The sequence below is a fragment of the Kitasatospora sp. NPDC058444 genome (assembly GCF_042721415.1).
GTDB lineage: Bacteria > Actinomycetota > Actinomycetes > Streptomycetales > Streptomycetaceae > Kitasatospora.
In genome coordinates this window covers 168,854-184,742 of record NZ_JBHXLL010000001.1, presented here as the reverse complement: position 1 = coordinate 184,742, position 15,889 = coordinate 168,854, and the positions used below count along the sequence as shown (strand labels likewise).

Genomic DNA, 15,889 nt, shown 5'->3' with positions numbered 1-15,889 from the left:
CGGTCGGATCGACTCGGGCGGCCCGCGCCGCCGTCAGGCTGTCCGGCCTCTCAGCCGTACGGACCGTCAGCCGTGACGGCCACGACGGCGGGCGGCGAGCACGGCCAGACCGCCGAGGCCGAGCAGGCCGACGCCCGCCGCACCGAAGACCACCGTGGCGTTGCCCGCGCCGGTGGAGGGCAGCTCACCGCCGCCACCGGGGTGGTGGCTGCTCGGCTGCCCGGTCGGGTGGTGGCTGGTCGGGGCCGGCCCGGCACTCGACGTCGTCGCACTGGCCGACGGCGAGGTGGGCGCGGGCGAGGTCGGCGCCGGGGACGTCGGGGATGTCGGGGACGGGGACGTCGGGCTCGGCGAGGTCGGCGACGGAGAGGTCGGCGACGGAGAGGTCGGCGACGGCGAGGTCGGCGACGGCGAGGTGGGCGACGGGGAGGTGGGGGACGGCGAGGTCGGCGAAGGGGACGTCGGCGAGGGCGAGGGCGTCGACGAGGTCGGCGACGGGCTGGGCGTCACGGCGCAGTCCGGGAGGTCGCCGTCGAACGGGTAGCTGTGGATCTCGTAGCCGCCGGTGCCGGTGTGGATCAGGTTGCCGGCGAGGTACACCCGGCCGTTCATGCCCGGCTGGGCGATGGTCGTGGTGCCGCCGGGGTTGCCGGCCATGACCGAGCCCTGGAACTGGGCGCTGCCGAGGAGCTGCGCCGAGGTCGCGGTCGGGAAGTTGTACATGAGCTTCGAACGCATGTCGGTGGTCTGGTCGCCGGCCAGGCCGGTCCCGGTGTACGTGTTGATGATCGGGCTGTCCCCGAGCATGTTCACCACGACGGTGGCGCCGGCCGGGATGTTGGTGAAGACCAGGCCGATCGGCCCGCCGGACGGCGAGGCGAGGTTCCGGGTGACGTTGAAGACCTGCTTCGCGCTGGTCCCGTCACCGGTGAAGGTCGCCTCGCTGGAGGAGACGTTGACGGTGCCGGTCGCGGTGGCCCGGCCGACGCAGTCGGAGACCTCCTCGATCTGGGCCAGCACCGACTGGTAGGGCGCGGCGGCGTTCGGGTCCTGGATCGACTGGCCGGTGGGGTCGATGTTCACGGTGCCGCTGACGGAGCCCGCGTGGCGCAGGTTGCCGAAGGCCGGGCCGTGCGAGTCGCTGCCGCCGATCAGGATCGCGTTGCCGGTCACCACGTCGACGTTGCCGCCGGTGGTGACGAAGTCGCTGCCGTTCGGCGGCACCACGCGCGAGCCGACGCCGACGACGCCCATGTTGTAGATGCCGCCGCCGTTCTTGTCGACGGTCAGGTTCCCCAGCGCGACGATCTTGCCCTCGGCCTCCGCGGCCCGGCCGTTCACGGTGTAGTCGCCACCGGTGAAGACGTTGATGGAGGCGTCGCGGCCGGGGAAGTCGCCGTTGTTGGGCGGCGGCCAGGTGCTGGGGCAGTCGGGCCCGGTGCAGGCTCCCAGCGGCGGGGCGAGCGGAGCGGCCGAACCGACCGTCAGCACCGCGGCCAGCGGCAGTGCGGTGACGGCGGTCGCCACCGCGATCCTGACGGCCCGACGCCTGCGCGTGGCCGGAGTTCTCACGGCGGTCGTTCTGTGATCCGGCGAACCGGTGGCCTGACCCATCGACAATTCCTCCGTGCACGAGAAAGGGGCGAGCCAGAACGACCCGCCACGTTCCATACGATCTGGCGACGATCCCGCAGATCCGGGATATCCAACCTCAAAACGGACTTATCGAACCCTACAGATCCTCAGATCGGATCTGAAATTCATACGTACGGAGCAGCGATCCCCTGGGCAGGCGCCGATCGACGGCGAAGGCCCGGGCCGGCGAGGGCCCGGGCCGGCGAAAACCCAGGTAGGCGAGGACCCCGGGTCGGCGAGGGCCTAGGTTGGGGGCATGACCACCGAGGCCCAGGAACAGAGCGCGCCGCTCGTCTCCGTCGCGTCCGCCGACGCCGTACTGCGGCATCCCGAGGCGGGCGAGCACCTGCTGACCGCCATGGAGCGGGAGCGCGCCGCGCGCTTCCGGCACGAGTCCGGCCGGATCGACTTCACCGCCGGGCACCTGCTGGTCCGGCTCTGCGCCGCCCGGCTGCTCGACGTGCCGGTGGCCGGCCTCGTCCTCGCCCAGCAGTGCCCGGACTGCGGGCTCGCCGACCATGGCAAGCCCTACCTGCCGGACCACCCCGGGGTGCACGTCAGCCTGTCGCACACCCGGGGCGTGGTCGCCGCCGGCGCCGGGTTCCAGCCGGTCGGGGTGGACGTCGAGCTGTCCGCCCGGGGCGGCTCACTGGGGCCGGTCGCCCGCCGGGTACTGGCCCCGGCCGAGCTCGCCCAAGTCGAGGCCGACCCGGAGCCGGAGCAGGCGTTCCTGAGGCTCTGGGTGCGCAAGGAATCGCTGATCAAGATCGGGCGGGCCACCCTGGACACCCTCGCCCGGGTCGACCTCTCCGCCCTGCCGCTGTCCGTCCCGCCGGGCGCGCCGCTGCGCAGCCGGTGGGAGGACCTGCACCTGCTCGACTGGACCGACCCGGAGCACGCCGCCGCCGTAGGGGCCGTCAGCACCGTCCCGCCCCGGATCGTGGAGCTCACGGCGGCGGGCTGAGCACCGGGGCGGGGCGGCCGGGAGCCGGGGGCCGGGGCCGGGCTCCCGGCGCCCACCCGCGCGGTGGGCCGGGGAATAAGCGGTGTTAGCGTGCCTGGTCGTGGGCACGCCGAACGCGGGTGCCCGCCGACCAGCTGCCCACCGGATTCAAAAGGGTGCCCCGCCATGGCCAAGTTCCTGCTGAGCCTGCACGTCCTCGTGTCGGTCCTGTTCATAGGCCCGGTCGCGGTGGCCGTCAGCATGTTCCCGCGCCGGGCGAAGGCCGCACTGGCCGGAGGCCCGGACCAGGCCTCCGACGCCGGCGTGCTGCGCGTGCTGCACCGGATCACCCAGGTCTACGCGCTGCTCGGAGTCGCGGTGCCGGTGCTGGGCATCGGCCTGGCCCAGGTGATGGACGTGCTCGGGCAGTCCTGGGTGATCGTCTCGATGGTGCTGACCGCGGTCGCCGCGCTCGCCCTGCTGCTCTTCGTGCTGCCCGGCCAGCAGGCCGCGGTGGACGCGCTCGAACTCGACCCGTCGGACGAGCAGCACACCAAGGCCGTCAGCGGCCTGAAGATGCTGCCGATGACCGCCGGAGTGTTCAACCTGCTGTGGGCCGTGGTCGTGGTGCTCATGGTCATCCGGCCCGGTTCCAGCACCGGCGTCTGATCCCCCGGACCCCACCAGGGCCCACCGGAGCCGCCGGAAGCCCACCGGCAGTACGCCGATGGCCCGCCGGATCCGCTCGGCCCGGATCCCCTTCGGTCCCCCTGCCCCCCTCCCGCCGACCGGGCTCGTTCGAGTACCGTCCTGGGCCATGACGATCATGGCGGGCATGGGCAGCCCGACGGGAACCGGTGTCGGCCCGCTGCTGCGCGGCTGGCGGGAACGACGGCAGCTCAGCCAACTGCAACTGGCCCTGCGGGCTGACTCCTCGGCCCGGCACCTCAGCTTCGTCGAGAACAGCCGCTCCCGCCCGAGCCGGGAGCTGGTGCTGCGGCTGGCCGAGCAGCTGGACGTCCCCGTGCGCGAGCGCAACACCCTGCTGCTCGCGGCCGGCTACGCCCCGCACTACCCCGAGACGCCGCTGGACGACCCCTCGATGGACGCGCTGCGCGGCGGCATGGAACGGCTGCTGGCCGCCCACGACCCGTACCCGGCGGTCGTGGTCGACGGGTCCTTCCGGGTGCTGGCGGCCAACCGCTCGCTCGGGCTGCTCCTCGACGGGGTCGCCCCGCACCTGCTGCGGCCGCCGCTCAACGCGATCCGGGTCACCCTCCACCCGGACGGGCTGGCGCCGCGCATCGTCAACCTGCGGCAGTGGCGGCGGCACCTGCTGGAGCGGATGGAACGCCAGCTGGAGCTGGTCCGCGCCGAGCCGCTGCGCCGGCTGTACGAGGAGGTCCGCGACTACCCCGAGCCGGACGGCGACCCGGCGGACGACCCGGCCGAGGACGGCTTCCCCTTCGCGCTGCCGATGCGGATCCGCCACGACGGGCGGGTGCTCTCCTTCCTCTCCACCATCGCGACCTTCAACACGCCGCTGGACGTGACCGTCTCCGAGCTGGCCATGGAGGCCTTCCTCCCGGCCGACGCGGAGACGGTGCGGTTCCTCCAGTCCGCGGTGGGGCCGGAGCGTCAGCCGTAGCGACCGCGCACCGCGGACTCGTCCGGAATCCGCCTCATCCAGGGGCGGCTCCGTTCGGAGTCAGCCGGAGCGACCGCTCCGGCGCAGGGCGGTGAACTGCAGGACGGCGAACAGGCCCACCGTCGCGGCCTGCATCGGAATCCAGACGAGCCCCGCGGTGGTCGGCTCCAGCCACACCTCCATCGCGACCAGGCTGAGCACCACCCAGACGAGGTTGAGGTCGATCACCGCCTGCACGCCCAGCCGCGGCGGCTGCCGACGGGCGGCCAGCACACCGACCGCGAGGGCGTAGAGGGTGAGGAAGACACCGATGTCGAGCAGGGTGGCGCGACCGACACCGAACAGGTCGCTGAGCGGGCCGGAGAAGGCCAGGTAGGCCAGGCCGTTGCCGCCGGTGGCCAGGGCGTCCAGGGTGAGGGCACCGCGCACCGTCCAGGGCGAGAAGGCGGAGCCCGGGCTGGCGGGGGTGAGGGTGTTCGCGTGGGATGCGGACATGACGGATCGCCTCCTGTCAGGGGGTGGGAGCCCGGGGCCGTGGCGGCCTCGCCGGGACGCCTCCACCCTGCCCGGCCAGGCGGCGGGCGTCGATTACCCCGCGGGTAAGGTCCGGGGGGTTGGGGTCTGGGGGCTCTGGGGTCCGGGGGCTCTGAAGCCTTGGGGCCTTGGGGCCCTGGATCCCTACGGCCGCCGGGGCGGTTGCCGGAGCAGCACGCCCGCCCGCTTCACCGCGCGGGCGGTGATGGTGGTCTCGGCCCGGGCCGCGCCGAGCGGGCCGAGGGTGTCGGTGAGGAAGCGGTACAGCTCGCCGTGGTCCGGACAGAACACCGTGGCCAGCAGGTTGGCCGGGCCACTGGTGGCGAACACCCCGTGCACCTGCGGGTGGCGGGCCAGCGCCGTGCCGACCTCGGCGATCCGGCCGGGCGGCACGTCCAGCCAGAGGTTGGCGTCCACGGCCATGCCGAGCAGCCGCGGGTCCACGGTGGCGTGGGTGCGCAGCAGTCCGGCCTCGTCCAGCCGGCGCAGTCGGCGGCGCACGGTCGACTCGGGTGTGCCGACCGCCCCGGCCAGCACGGCGTGCGACTGCCGCGCGTCCTCGCCCAGCCGTTCCAGCAGCGCGCGGTCGAGGGCGTCCAGCGGCGGGGGTGCGGCGGGGCGCGGGACGGCGGGCCGGGCGAGCGCGGCGGCCTCCTCCTCCGTCAGGTACCCGGCCCGCCACTGCCCGGCGTCGGCGAAGGCGTGCAGCACGGCGTGGGTGGTGGTCTCGGTGACGGCGCCGGTCGCGGGCAGCTGCCCGTACAGCAGCCGGTCGCGGGAACCGCCGTCGGTGAGCACCACGGCGCCGACCTCGTGGCCGCCGAGCATCACGTCGACGAACGGGACGTCGGCGCGGTCGGCGAGGGCCTGCGCGATGGCGTCCACCCGGCCGCTCAGCACCCGGACGCGCAGCAGCAGGGCGCCCACGGCGGCGTCCTCGACGTCCGGCAGCCGGACCACCCGCAGCACCCCGGCCTGCCGCATCCGGCCCAGCCGGCGGGTGACCGTCCGCGCGGAGACGCCCAGCACCTCGGCGATCCGGCCAGGCTCGGCCCGTCCGTCCACCTGGAGGGCGCACACCAGGCGGCGGTCGAGGGTGTCCAGCACACTGTCCGGATCGGCGGTGGAGAGGTCCATGGTGTCCGATTCCCGTCACTCTCGGCGGCTTCTGCGACCTGTTCGGCAGCGCTGACGGTACTCCTTGTCCCGGGCGGCCGGAGCGTGCGCGGCGTTCCGGCCCGGAGCGAGGAACCGAGTCGAGGGGGAATCACCGTGACGAACGAACTGTGGACGCTGGCGGAGGGCGTGGAGGCCGCGGTGCGCGAGGTCGGTGCGGGGCTGGCCGCACGCCGGTCCGCCGACCCGGTCACCGCGCGGACCGCCGAGGAGGCGGCGGCCCGCTTCGCCGAGCTGGACGGGCCGGCGGCCGCCGCGCTGCGGGAACGGCTGACCGCCCTGCGCCCGCAGGCCGGATGGGTGCCCGAGGAGCTGGACGGGTCGGTGCCCGCCGAGGGCGAGTGGTGGCTGTGCGACGCGACCGACGGCGCCGTGCAGTACCTGCTCGGGCAGCCGCACTGGGCGGTGACCGCCACGCTGGTGCGGGACGGCACGGCGGTACTGGCCGTGGTGCACGCCCCGGAACAGGACGGCCGCACCTTCCGGGCGGTGCTCGGCGGCGGGGCCCAGCTGGACGGGCGGCCGATCGCGCCCCTGGAGCGGGAGTTGGCCGTCACCGTCGCCGCCACCAGCCAGCCCCCGCGGGTGGCCGCCGACCCGGTGGCGCTGCGCCGGGCGGGTGAGTCGCTGTCCGCGATGGCGGGCGCGGTCCTGGCGGTGCGCAACCTCGGTCCGACGGCGCTCCAGGTGGCCCAGGTCAGCTCCGGGCACCTGGCGCTGTTCTGGGAGTACGGCCTCGACGCGGGCAACCTGCTGCCCGGCGCGCTGATCGCGCGCGAGGCGGGCGCGGCGGTGACGGACGCCGCCGGGTCGGCCTGGACGGCCGGCTCCGACGGCTTCCTCGCCGCCGCGCCCGGGCTGCACGCCCGGGCGCTGGAGGTACTGCGGACGGTGCGGTGAGCGACCGCCGCGGGTGGTCGGGCTTCGCGGGTGACCGGCAGTTCGCGGGTGGTCGGGCTTCGCGGGTGACCGGCAGTTCGCGGGTGGTCAGCCTTCGGGTTTGATGTCGAAGAGGGCGGCCGCGTTGTCGTGGCAGACCGCCCGCAGCCACTCCTCCCCCAGCCCCAACCCGGCCAGAGCCTCCAGCTGGTGCACGTACCGGTAGGGGATGTTGGGGAAGTCGCTGCCGAGCAGGACGCGCTCCCCCAGCCCGCGCAGGCGCGGCAGCTCCTCGCGCGGGAACGGGTCCCCGGCCTCGGCGAAGTCGGTGAACGCCATCGTGGTGTCCAGCCGGACGGACGGGTGGCGCTCGGCGAGGTCGAGGAAGTCGCGGTACTCGGACATGCCGAGGTGGGCGACCACCAGGACCAACCCCGGGTGCCTGTCCAGCACTTCGCCGATCGGGCCGGGGCCGGTGAACCTGCCCGGCACCGGCCCGGACCCGCAGTGGGTGACCACCGGGGTGCCGGTCGCGGCGAGCAGCCCCCAGACCTCGTCCAGCAGCGGATCCGTCGGGTCGTAGCCGCCGACCTGGAGGTGCGCCTTGAACACCCGGGCCCCGTCCTCGATCGCCCCGGCCACGTAGCCGGGTGCCTCGGGCTCGGGGAAGAAGGTCGCGGTGTGCAGGCACTCCGGGGTGCGGGCGGCGAAGTCGGCGGCCCAGGCGTTCAGCCAGCCGGCCATGCCGGGCTTGTGCGGGTAGAGCATGGACGTGAACGCCCGGACGCCGAAGTCCCGCAGCCGCCGCACCCGTTGCTCCTCGGCCTCGCGGTAGGTGATCGGCCAGGGCCGGTTCACCAGCGGGCCGGCCGCGTCGAAGTACGCCCACACCTTGTCGAGGACGTTCTTCGGCATGAAGTGGGTGTGCACGTCGATCAGCCCGGGCAGACCGAGGGCCTGCCAGAACTGCCGTACGCCCTCCGCCTCTTGATCGCTCGCGTGGTCCTGGTCGGTCACGCGGTACCGATCGACCACCCGGTCTTCCGCACGCGTCGCATCCTGGTCGGTCACACGATCACCGGGCGGGCGCGGTCGATGATCGCCGCGGTGTCGACCCCGGCCGGCAGGGTGCCGAAGGCCGCGCCGTGGTCGCCGCCCAGCCGACTCGCGCAGAACGCGTCGGCCACCGCCGGGCTGCCGAACCGGACCAGCAGCGAGCCCTGGAAGGCCAGCGCCATCGACTCGACCAGCCGGCGGGTGCGGTACTCCAGGTCGCTCAGGTCGGTCAGCTCCTTGCGCAGCGCGGCGACGGCCGCGTCCAGCCGGCGGTCCGCACCGGCGGCGGCGTCGAGTTCACCGAGGAAGGCCTCGACGCTCTCCGGGCGCTTGGCCATGGCGCGCAGCGCGTCCAGGGCGGCGACGTTGCCGGAGCCCTCCCAGATCGACACCAGCGGCGCCTCCCGGTAGAGCCGGGGCATCCCGGACTCCTCGACGTAGCCGTTGCCGCCCAGGCACTCCAGCGCCTCGGCGGAATGCGCCGGACCGCGCTTGCAGACCCAGTACTTGGCCACCGCCAGGCCCAGCCGCCGGACCAGCGCCTCGTTCGCGTCCCCGGCGAGGGTCCGGTCGGTGGCCTGGGCGAGCCGCATGGCCACGATCGTGGCCGCCTCGGACTCCACCACCAGGTCGGCGAGCACGTTGCGCATCAGCGGCTGGTCGACCAGCGCCTTGCCGAACGCCCGCCGGTGCAGCGCGTGGTGGACCGCCCGGGTGGCGCCGTAGCGCATGCCGGAGGCCGCGCCGATGGTGCAGTCCAGGCGGGTCATGTTGACCATCTCGATGATGGTCGGGACGCCCCGGCCCTCCTCGCCGACCAGCAGGCCGACCGCGCCGTCGTACTCCAGCTCCGCCGAGGCGTTGGACTTGTTGCCGAGCTTGTCCTTGAGCCGCATCAGCTGCAGGCGGTTGCGGCTGCCGTCCGGCAGGACGCGCGGCAGCACGAAGCAGCTGAGGCCGCCCGGGGCCTGGGCGAGGGTCAGGAAGAGGTCGGACATCGGCGCCGAGGTGAACCACTTGTGGCCGGTCAGCCGGTAGGTGCCGTCCGGCTGCGGAACCGCGGTGGTGGTGTTGGTGCGGACGTCCGAGCCGCCCTGCTTCTCGGTCATCGACATGCCGGCGATCAGCCCGCGCTTCGTACGCGGCTCGCGCAGCCCGTAGTCGTACTCCCGCGCGGCCAGCAGCGGCTCCAGCTCGGCGGCGAGGGCGGGGTTGGCGCGCAGCGCCGGGACGGCGGCGTAGGTCATCGAGATCGGGCAGGTGTGACCGGCCTCGACCTGGCCCCAGACGAAGAACCCGGCGGCACGGGCGGAGTGGGCGCCGGGGCGCTCGTCGCGCCAGGGCGCGGCGTGCAGGCCGTACGAGACGGCGGTGCGCATCAGCTCGTGCCAGGCCGGGTGGAACTCGACCTCGTCGATGCGGTGGCCGAAGCGGTCGTGGGTGCGCAGCACCGGCGGGTTCTCGTTGGCCAGCCGGCCCCACTCGGCGGCCTGCTCGGAGCCGGCCAGCCGGCCCAGCTCGCGCAGCTCGGGCTCCGCCCAGCCGGCGTCGGCCCGCCGGAGGGCGTCGAGCAGGGTGGGGTCGGCGGCGGTGTCGTGGCCGTACGGCAGGGGCACCTGGTTGGTGACCTCATGCGTCGCTGTCATCGCGTCCTCCCAGGGCACGCAGGGTGAAGGAGACCAGGGCGGGGACCACCGTGGTGCTGTCGCTCGTGGTGTCGTTGCTCGTGGTGCTGTGGCTGGGCTCGGGGGGGCCGGAGGCGACCCGCGCGGCCGCGAGCGGTACGGCTGCGAGCGGTGCGGCCGCGAGCGGCCCGGCCAGGGCCTCGCCGACCGCGCCGACCAGGGCGGCGGCGGTCAGCACCGGGTCCTGCTCGGGCAGTTCGCCGCTCGCCACGGCGGCGGCGATCTCGGTGGCGATCACGTCCCGGAACGCCCGCCGGAACACCAGTCGCTCCTCGTCCACGACCGCGTCGGCCGGCTCGACCAGCAGCGCGTACGCCAGCCTGGGCGCGCGCAGGGCGCGGGCGGCGAAGGTCTCGACCACGGCCGCGATCCGCTGCCGCGGGGTGTCCCGGAGGGCGACGGCGGCGTTGACCGCGTCGATCTCGTGCGTGACCACCCGGCGGAAGAGCTGCACCGACAGGTCGGCCTTGCCGGAGAAGTGCTGGTAGAGGCTGCCGGTGGCGATCCCGGCGCGGTCCGCCACGGCGGCCATCGTGCAGCCGCCGTAGCCGCGCTCGGCGAGCAGCCCGACCGCCGACTGGAGCACCGCTTCGCGCTGGGCGTCCAGGCGGGCTTGTACGGCGGGCGTGCGTCGGTAGGCCATGGAAGCATTGAAGCACTGATTCACTGCTTCGGGGAGGGGTCCGACGGCCTGCCGTCCCGGCCTCCCGGAACGACGCGAGGAGGCCGCCCCGGAAATCGGGACGGCCTCCTCCTCGTGCTTCGTCGCGCGACTCGTGCTTCGCCGCGCGACCCGCCGCGGGCGCGAGCACGACTACTGCGGGCGAGCACTACAGCGGGCGAACGCCGGAGCGAGCGAGCACTACAGCGAGCGAACGCCGGAACGGGCGAGCACTACAGCGGGCGAGCACTACAGCGGGCGGCGCTCCTGCTCCAGCCGCTGGCCCTCGACGTCCAGCGGGCCGAAGTCCGCGGCAGCCTGCGGCGCCTTGGCGAGCGAGCGGGCGGCGTTCGGGTCACTCAGGCCGGCCCACTCCAGCACCTTGGCGGTGGCCTCCGCCGACTGCGCGGCGGGCAGCTGCTGGATCTTCGAACCGTGGTTGCCGCCGGGCACGGTGTAGACGTAGCTGTCCTCGCTGCCCCGGCCGAGGTGGAACGGCTTGGCGCCCCACGGGTCGTTGCCGCCGTAGACGTACATGATCCGCTCGCCCTCGCGCTTCACCCAGCGGTCGATGTCGGGCATCGCGTTGCGGTTGAAGACGGTCGGGATCTCCTTCGGCACGAAGGTGCGGACCGAGTAGAGCTCCTTGTAGTCGTAGTGCAGCACGCCCTTGAGGTGCGAGACGTCGAAGAACGGCGCACCCAGCTCGGTCGCGGCCTGGTAGTAGTACGCGGTGTACTTCGCCAGCGACTGGTCGCTGTTGCCGGTGATGCCGGACTGCGAGTCGAACCAGGCGTACAGCTCGTCGTCGGTCGCGGTGGCGGCCACCGGGACCTTGGCGCAGTCGGACTCCAGGCTGTACTGCCAGAACGCCCAGACCACGTCCAGCACGCCGCCCTCGTAGGCACGGTCCGGGGTACCGAGGGTGTTGAAGGTCGAGCCGGCCGCCTGGTTGTCGGCGACGTAGCGGGCCTCCAGGCGGTCGCGGCGCACCAGCAGCTCACGCTGGGCGGCGTTCAGCCTGTCCCGGCACTCGGGGGTGCCGACGGTGCGGAAGAACTCGCTGTACGCCTCGTAGTCGTTGACGTTCGTGTTGTTCGGCGCGACGTAGGCGATCGTGCCGGCCACGTCGTCCGGGTAGAAGCGGCGGTAGTAGGTGGAGGACATGCCGCCCTTGCTGGCGCCGGTGGACAGCCACTCCTCCTGGTAGATCCGCTTGAGCGCGGTCACCAGCCGGTGCGAGTCCGCGGCGCCCTGGCGGATGCCGGCCTTGGACCAGTCCGCCGGCTCCGGGCGGGACGGGGTGAAGTACCGGTACTCGATGGACACCTGATTGCCGTCCACCAGCCGGGTCGGCTCGGTGCGGGACGGGTTGGTGCCCAGGGTGTAGCCGTTGGTGTAGAAGACGGTCGGGCGGTCGTAGCCGCGGTGCAGCAGGCTGAAGCGCTGCTGGAAGGTGCCCAGCCACGGGCGGTTGTGGTCGATCGGCTGGGTGTAGGTCGCGATGAAGTAGCGGTGACCGGTGGTGGTCGGCTTCTCCTCGGTGATGGTCACCCCGGGGATCGCCGCCAGGCGGTCCTTGATGTCGGCGGTCGGGTCGTCGGCGGGGCTCCGGCCGTGGCGGGACCCGCCGCCCTGGCCGTCCTGGTCGCCCTGGGCACCTTGGGTGCCCTGCGCCCCCTGAGCGCCCTGGCCGTCGGCGGCGGACGCCGGGCTCGCCAGGCCGCCGAACGCGAGCATCGGTATCAGCAGGGCCGACACCATCAGCCTTCTCACGGTGGTGGTCATCAACTCTCCATCGGTTCAACTGACATGACTGCCGCCCGCAGGTACGGCGGGGCGGCACGGGTGGTGCGGGGTGGTGCGGGGGCCGGGTCGCCTGTCGGGGCGGCACGGGTGGTGCGGGGTGGCGCGTCGGCCGGCCGATGGACGGCCGGTGGACGGCCGAATGGGCCACCCGCCGTTCGCGGGTGGCCCATCGGGGGAAACGTGCTGGTCAGCGCGGGTTTCCTGGCTGCTTACGGGCGGGGCAGGGTGCAGCCGGGGAGGGTGAGGTCGAAGCGGTTGCCGGCGGCGAAGCAGGCCGGGATCCCGTAGGTCTCCTGGGCGTAGCCGATGCCCCGACGGACCGTCACCGCGCCGTTCTGGTCGACCTCGCAGGGGTTGTCCAGGGTGCAGGTCTCGCCGTTCTCGTTGATCGTGTTGTTGACGGCGACCACCTGGCCGGTCGAGGCGTCGACCACCGGCGAGCCGGAGGTGCCGCCGATCACGTTGCAGGTGGAGGTGTAGCGGAGCGAGTCCTTGAAGGTCCAGTCCGCTTCCTTCAGCCGGTAGGCGAAGCCGTCGACCGAGCAGGAGTAGATCTTCTTCCAGTAGCCGGAGACGACCCGGATCGAGGTGCCCTGGACCGGGTGGGTGGCGGCGATGGTCAACGGGGCTATCCCGTACCGGGACTGGATCGACGCGTAGGTGGTGTTCAGCTGGTAGATCGACACGTCGGTGTCGGTCATCGCGCCGTAGACGATCTTGGTCGCGCGCAGCGTGGCGACGCCACTGCCACTCGCGTTGAGCAGGGTGAAGCTCCGGCTGGAGGACTGATTGAGAACCACCTGGCCCGGGCCGGGCATGCCGGTCTCCAGGCAGTGACCGTTGGAGAGTATGAGGGCCGGGTCGCTCGCGGCCGAGCCGGGCATCCGCACCAGCGAGCCGGAGCAGTTGCTGAGCGCGACCGTCCCGGCGAAGTTGACGGCGCTGACGGGCTTGGCGGCGGGCTTGGTGGCAGGGGCTGCGGCCTGGGCGGGAATGGCTCCGACCAGGGCGGTGGCCCCGGCGACCAGGAGCGTGGCAACCGTGCCTATGAGCGGCTTCTTCATGAGAGACCTCTCGATGTGGGGGGTCCACGGGTGGGGGTTCACCAAAGCTGTCGCGGACATGACCCACTGTCAAGAGTCAAAGCACTACCAAGAACCGCCCAAGCGGCAATGGCCGGTTACCGCCGCCACCCGGCCCGCCACTCGGCGCGCGATCCGGATCACGGGCCTGATCGCGGGCCGGACCGCGGACCCACCGCGACCCGGCCACACGCCCCCACCGGCCGGTCAACTGCCGGGTCGGCACGGTCAGCCCGCCTGCCAGTGCTCCCGGCCGAGGCTGATCAGGCGCAGCTGGAGGCGTGCGGTGGCGGCGATCCGCGGCTCCCGCGCCGGGTCCGTCTCCAGCGCCTCCAGGAAGGCGGCGGCCGTGGAGACCATGTGGTCGACGTACAGCTCGGCGAGCATCCGCAGGTCCTGCTCGCTCCACCCCCGCGACTCCGGCTGCAGCGCCAGGGCGGCCCCCACCTCGGCGGCGAAGCGGCCGAGTTCGGCGTCGATCGCCTCCCGCACCTGCCGGACCCCACCGTGCCGCTCGCGCGCCAGGAAGCGGACGTGCCCCCGGTGCTCGCGGACGTGCCGTTCGATCACGTCCACCGCACGGTCGATCAACTCCTCGGCGCCGCCGGCCTCGGCGAGCACCGCGCGGATCATGACGTGCAGGCTGGCCAGCGACTCCTCGACCAGCGCCACCCCGAGGGCCGCGAGGTCCGGGAAGTGCCGGTAGAAGGCGGCCGGGGAGAGCCCCGCCTCGCGGGTGACCTCGCGGACGCCCAGGCTCGCCAGGTTCTGATCGGCCAACAGGTGCAGCCCGGCGTCCAGCAAGGCCCGCCGACTCTGCTGCTTCTGGGCCTGCCTGGCCCCAACGGTGTGACTCACGCCATTCAGTAAACAATCGTTTGCTGAGATTGGCCAGTCGGGCGTACAGTGAGGCCGAAGTCAGTGAACACTTGTCAACCGAAATCGGCGCAGCCCCAACCGCAGCCGAAGGAGCCAGCCGTGATCCTGTTCTCCGCCCTGGTCGCCATGGGCGTCCTGATCGGCACCGCCGCCCACACCTCGCTCCCGGTCTTCCTCGCCGCCTCCGCCGGCATCACCGCCTGGCTGCTCGCCTTCGGCGCCCGGGAGGGCATCGCCCGCCTCCGGCACCGCTGACCCGGCCGCTCCGCGGACCGCACCCGCGGCCACTCCACAGAGAGGACCCGCACCACCATGAGCACCGTCACCGACCGCCCGGCCGCATCCCGTCAGGCCACCTCCCGCCAAGCCGCCTCCCGTCCGGCCATCGGCCTCTGGAGCGCCAGCCGCCCGGAAGGTCAGAACGAGGAGACCGCCGGCCAGGGCACGAGCCCTCAGAGCACGAGCCGTCAGAGCACTGTCCGTCAGTCCGCCGCCGAGGCCGATGGCCTCGCAATCGCCTCCTTCCTCCTCGGCCTGCCCGGCCTGCTGCTGTTCAACATCGTTCTCGGGCCGATCGCCATCACCCTGGCCATCCTGGCCCTGGTCCGCGGTACCAGCCGGCGCGGCCGCGCGCTCCTCGGCCTGACCCTCGGCATCGCCTCGCTGGTGATCCTCGCCGTCACCATCGTCACCTCCCACGGGGTGCTCATCGACATCGGCTCCTGAACCGTCCCCAACTCCCCTTCCACACCTGGATCCTGCTCTCGCTCCCCCCTCGCCCTCCGGCACCGATCCGCTGTTCCGCCCTTGACTCGCGCCGATTCGCCCCGGCGACTCGCCCGACGGTTCCCGACTCCGGGACCGACTGTTCGAACGACTGATCCCGTCAACCCGCCCCGTTCCCCCGGCCCGCCACGTAGGGTGGGCCCCATCGGCCGGGCGACCTCAGGGGGCAGGAGTGACTACGGAGAACCGCAGCGACACACAGCCGGAACGACCCACCCCGACGGGTGGCCGGCTGCTCGCCGTGAGCGATCTGCACATCTCCTACCAGGAGAACCGCGACCTGGTGGAGAAGCTCCAGCCCTCCCACCCCGACGACTGGCTGCTCGTCGCCGGTGACGTCGCCGAGCTCACCACCAGCATCGAGTGGGCCCTCGGCCTGCTCGCCGAGCGCTTCGCCCGGGTGGTGTGGGTGCCCGGCAATCACGAGCTGTGGACCCACCCCGAGGATCCCGTCCAGCTGCGCGGGGTGGCCCGCTACGAGCACCTGGTGGAACGCTGCCGCCGGCTCGGCGTGGTGACCCCCGAGGACCCGTACCCGGTCTGGGAGGGCGCCGGTGGACCGGTCCGCATCGTCCCGCTCTTCCTCCTCTACGACTACACCTTCCGTGCGCCGGGCACGACCACCAAGGAGGCCTCCCTGGCGGCCGCCTACGAGACCGGCGTCGTCTGCGCGGACGAGCGGATGCTCTACCCCGACCCGTTCCCGGACCGCGACTCCTGGTGCCGCGAGCGCGTCCGGCTGACCGAGAAGCGGCTGGCGGAGTGCGACCCGGACGTCCCGCTCGTCTTCGTCAACCACTATCCGCTGGTCCGCCAGCCCACCGAGATCCTCTGGTACCCCGAGTTCGCCCAGTGGTGCGGGACCGAGCTGACCGCCGACTGGCACACCCGGTTCAACACCGCGGCGATGATCTACGGCCACCTCCACATCCCGCGCCGGACCACCTACGACGGCGTCCCGTTCACGGAGGTCTCGCTCGGCTACCCGCGCGAGTGGCGCAAGCGCGGACTGCCGGACCCGCTGCTGCGGGAGGTCTTCCCGCAGACGGCGGGCTGAGTCTCCGCTTCACCCGCGCCCGCCTCCTCCTTCTCCTCCGCCCCGGCTCGGCCGGCTTC

16 protein-coding genes are annotated in these 15,889 nt (G+C 73.2%); 7 read left to right on the top strand and 9 right to left on the bottom strand.

The window, feature by feature from the left end; all coding sequences use genetic code 11:
* Nucleotides 1-66: 66 nt before the first annotated feature.
* A complete protein-coding gene (locus tag ACFWP2_RS00880) occupies nucleotides 67-1,527 on the bottom strand; it encodes a choice-of-anchor A family protein (protein ID WP_380446871.1) in 1,461 nt (486 codons plus the stop codon).
* 364 nt (nucleotides 1,528-1,891) lie between these two features.
* Between ACFWP2_RS00880 and ACFWP2_RS00875 the strand changes: the two genes are divergently transcribed.
* From ACFWP2_RS00875 to ACFWP2_RS00865, 3 genes are all read left to right on the top strand, one after another.
* Nucleotides 1,892-2,599, top strand: a complete 708-nt coding sequence (locus ACFWP2_RS00875) for a 4'-phosphopantetheinyl transferase family protein (protein WP_380446869.1) — start codon at nucleotides 1,892-1,894, stop codon at nucleotides 2,597-2,599.
* Nucleotides 2,600-2,764: 165 nt separating this feature from the next.
* Nucleotides 2,765-3,247 (top strand): DUF2269 family protein, encoded by a 483-nt coding sequence (locus ACFWP2_RS00870; RefSeq protein ID WP_380446867.1) that lies wholly within the window; start codon nucleotides 2,765-2,767, stop codon nucleotides 3,245-3,247.
* 148 nt (nucleotides 3,248-3,395) lie between these two features.
* Complete coding sequence (locus ACFWP2_RS00865) at nucleotides 3,396-4,226, top strand: helix-turn-helix domain-containing protein (protein ID WP_380446865.1); 831 nt, start codon at nucleotides 3,396-3,398, stop codon at nucleotides 4,224-4,226.
* Between the two features lie 60 nt (nucleotides 4,227-4,286).
* Here ACFWP2_RS00865 and ACFWP2_RS00860 read toward each other — a convergent pair whose 3' ends face one another.
* Both ACFWP2_RS00860 and ACFWP2_RS00855 read right to left on the bottom strand, forming a co-directional pair.
* Nucleotides 4,287-4,721 (bottom strand): hypothetical protein, encoded by a 435-nt coding sequence (locus ACFWP2_RS00860; RefSeq protein ID WP_380446864.1) that lies wholly within the window; start codon nucleotides 4,719-4,721, stop codon nucleotides 4,287-4,289.
* 183 nt (nucleotides 4,722-4,904) lie between these two features.
* Entirely contained in the window at nucleotides 4,905-5,897 is a 993-nt protein-coding gene (locus ACFWP2_RS00855) for an Lrp/AsnC family transcriptional regulator (RefSeq protein WP_380446862.1), read from the bottom strand.
* 135 nt (nucleotides 5,898-6,032) lie between these two features.
* Here ACFWP2_RS00855 and ACFWP2_RS00850 point away from each other — a divergent pair, with 135 nt between their 5' ends.
* Complete coding sequence (locus ACFWP2_RS00850) at nucleotides 6,033-6,836, top strand: inositol monophosphatase family protein (RefSeq protein ID WP_380446859.1); 804 nt, start codon at nucleotides 6,033-6,035, stop codon at nucleotides 6,834-6,836.
* 87 nt (nucleotides 6,837-6,923) lie between these two features.
* Here ACFWP2_RS00850 and ACFWP2_RS00845 read toward each other — a convergent pair whose 3' ends face one another.
* The 6 genes from ACFWP2_RS00845 to ACFWP2_RS00820 form a co-directional block, all read right to left on the bottom strand.
* A complete protein-coding gene (locus tag ACFWP2_RS00845) occupies nucleotides 6,924-7,832 on the bottom strand; it encodes an amidohydrolase family protein (RefSeq protein ID WP_380446857.1) in 909 nt (302 codons plus the stop codon).
* A 50-nt stretch (nucleotides 7,833-7,882) separates the two neighbouring features.
* Nucleotides 7,883-9,517 carry an acyl-CoA dehydrogenase family protein gene (locus ACFWP2_RS00840; protein WP_380446855.1) on the bottom strand — a complete coding sequence of 545 codons (1,635 nt, stop codon included), beginning with the start codon at nucleotides 9,515-9,517 and terminating at the stop codon, nucleotides 7,883-7,885.
* Nucleotides 9,501-10,199 (bottom strand): TetR/AcrR family transcriptional regulator, encoded by a 699-nt coding sequence (locus ACFWP2_RS00835; RefSeq protein WP_380446853.1) that lies wholly within the window; start codon nucleotides 10,197-10,199, stop codon nucleotides 9,501-9,503. Before ACFWP2_RS00835 ends, ACFWP2_RS00840 begins: the two co-directional genes overlap by 17 nt.
* A 267-nt stretch (nucleotides 10,200-10,466) precedes the next feature.
* The gene (locus ACFWP2_RS00830) at nucleotides 10,467-12,005 is read right to left on the bottom strand and encodes a S28 family serine protease (protein WP_380446850.1); all 1,539 of its coding nucleotides are present in this window, start codon (nucleotides 12,003-12,005) and stop codon (nucleotides 10,467-10,469) included.
* Nucleotides 12,006-12,235: 230 nt separating this feature from the next.
* A complete protein-coding gene (locus tag ACFWP2_RS00825) occupies nucleotides 12,236-13,090 on the bottom strand; it encodes a serine protease (RefSeq protein ID WP_380446847.1) in 855 nt (284 codons plus the stop codon).
* 246 nt (nucleotides 13,091-13,336) lie between these two features.
* Nucleotides 13,337-13,966, bottom strand: coding sequence for a TetR family transcriptional regulator (locus ACFWP2_RS00820; protein WP_380446845.1), 630 nt, complete (start codon nucleotides 13,964-13,966; stop codon nucleotides 13,337-13,339).
* 120 nt (nucleotides 13,967-14,086) lie between these two features.
* Here ACFWP2_RS00820 and ACFWP2_RS00815 point away from each other — a divergent pair, with 120 nt between their 5' ends.
* From ACFWP2_RS00815 to ACFWP2_RS00805, 3 genes are all read left to right on the top strand, one after another.
* Complete coding sequence (locus tag ACFWP2_RS00815; RefSeq protein WP_224277104.1) at nucleotides 14,087-14,242, top strand: hypothetical protein; 156 nt, start codon at nucleotides 14,087-14,089, stop codon at nucleotides 14,240-14,242.
* Nucleotides 14,243-14,299: 57 nt separating this feature from the next.
* Nucleotides 14,300-14,713, top strand: coding sequence for a DUF4190 domain-containing protein (locus ACFWP2_RS00810; protein WP_380446843.1), 414 nt, complete (start codon nucleotides 14,300-14,302; stop codon nucleotides 14,711-14,713).
* Nucleotides 14,714-14,945: 232 nt separating this feature from the next.
* Nucleotides 14,946-15,830, top strand: a complete 885-nt coding sequence (locus ACFWP2_RS00805) for a metallophosphoesterase family protein (protein WP_380446841.1) — start codon at nucleotides 14,946-14,948, stop codon at nucleotides 15,828-15,830.
* The last annotated feature ends 59 nt before the right edge of the window (nucleotides 15,831-15,889 follow it).

What these genes read in the sequence shown, in the direction of transcription:
- ACFWP2_RS00875 (WP_380446869.1), top strand. Translation starts at nt 1,892, where the DNA reads ATGACCACCGAGGCCCAGGAACAGAGCGCGCCGCTCGTCTCCGTCGCG.
- ACFWP2_RS00865 (WP_380446865.1), top strand. Translation starts at nt 3,396, where the DNA reads ATGACGATCATGGCGGGCATGGGCAGCCCGACGGGAACCGGTGTCGGC.
- ACFWP2_RS00860 (WP_380446864.1), bottom strand. Translation starts at nt 4,721, where the DNA reads ATGTCCGCATCCCACGCGAACACCCTCACCCCCGCCAGCCCGGGCTCC.
- ACFWP2_RS00840 (WP_380446855.1), bottom strand. Translation starts at nt 9,517, where the DNA reads ATGACAGCGACGCATGAGGTCACCAACCAGGTGCCCCTGCCGTACGGC.
- ACFWP2_RS00830 (WP_380446850.1), bottom strand. Translation starts at nt 12,005, where the DNA reads ATGACCACCACCGTGAGAAGGCTGATGGTGTCGGCCCTGCTGATACCG.
- ACFWP2_RS00855 (WP_380446862.1), bottom strand. Translation starts at nt 5,897, where the DNA reads ATGGACCTCTCCACCGCCGATCCGGACAGTGTGCTGGACACCCTCGAC.
- ACFWP2_RS00825 (WP_380446847.1), bottom strand. Translation starts at nt 13,090, where the DNA reads ATGAAGAAGCCGCTCATAGGCACGGTTGCCACGCTCCTGGTCGCCGGG.
- ACFWP2_RS00835 (WP_380446853.1), bottom strand. Translation starts at nt 10,199, where the DNA reads ATGGCCTACCGACGCACGCCCGCCGTACAAGCCCGCCTGGACGCCCAG.
- ACFWP2_RS00870 (WP_380446867.1), top strand. Translation starts at nt 2,765, where the DNA reads ATGGCCAAGTTCCTGCTGAGCCTGCACGTCCTCGTGTCGGTCCTGTTC.
- ACFWP2_RS00810 (WP_380446843.1), top strand. Translation starts at nt 14,300, where the DNA reads ATGAGCACCGTCACCGACCGCCCGGCCGCATCCCGTCAGGCCACCTCC.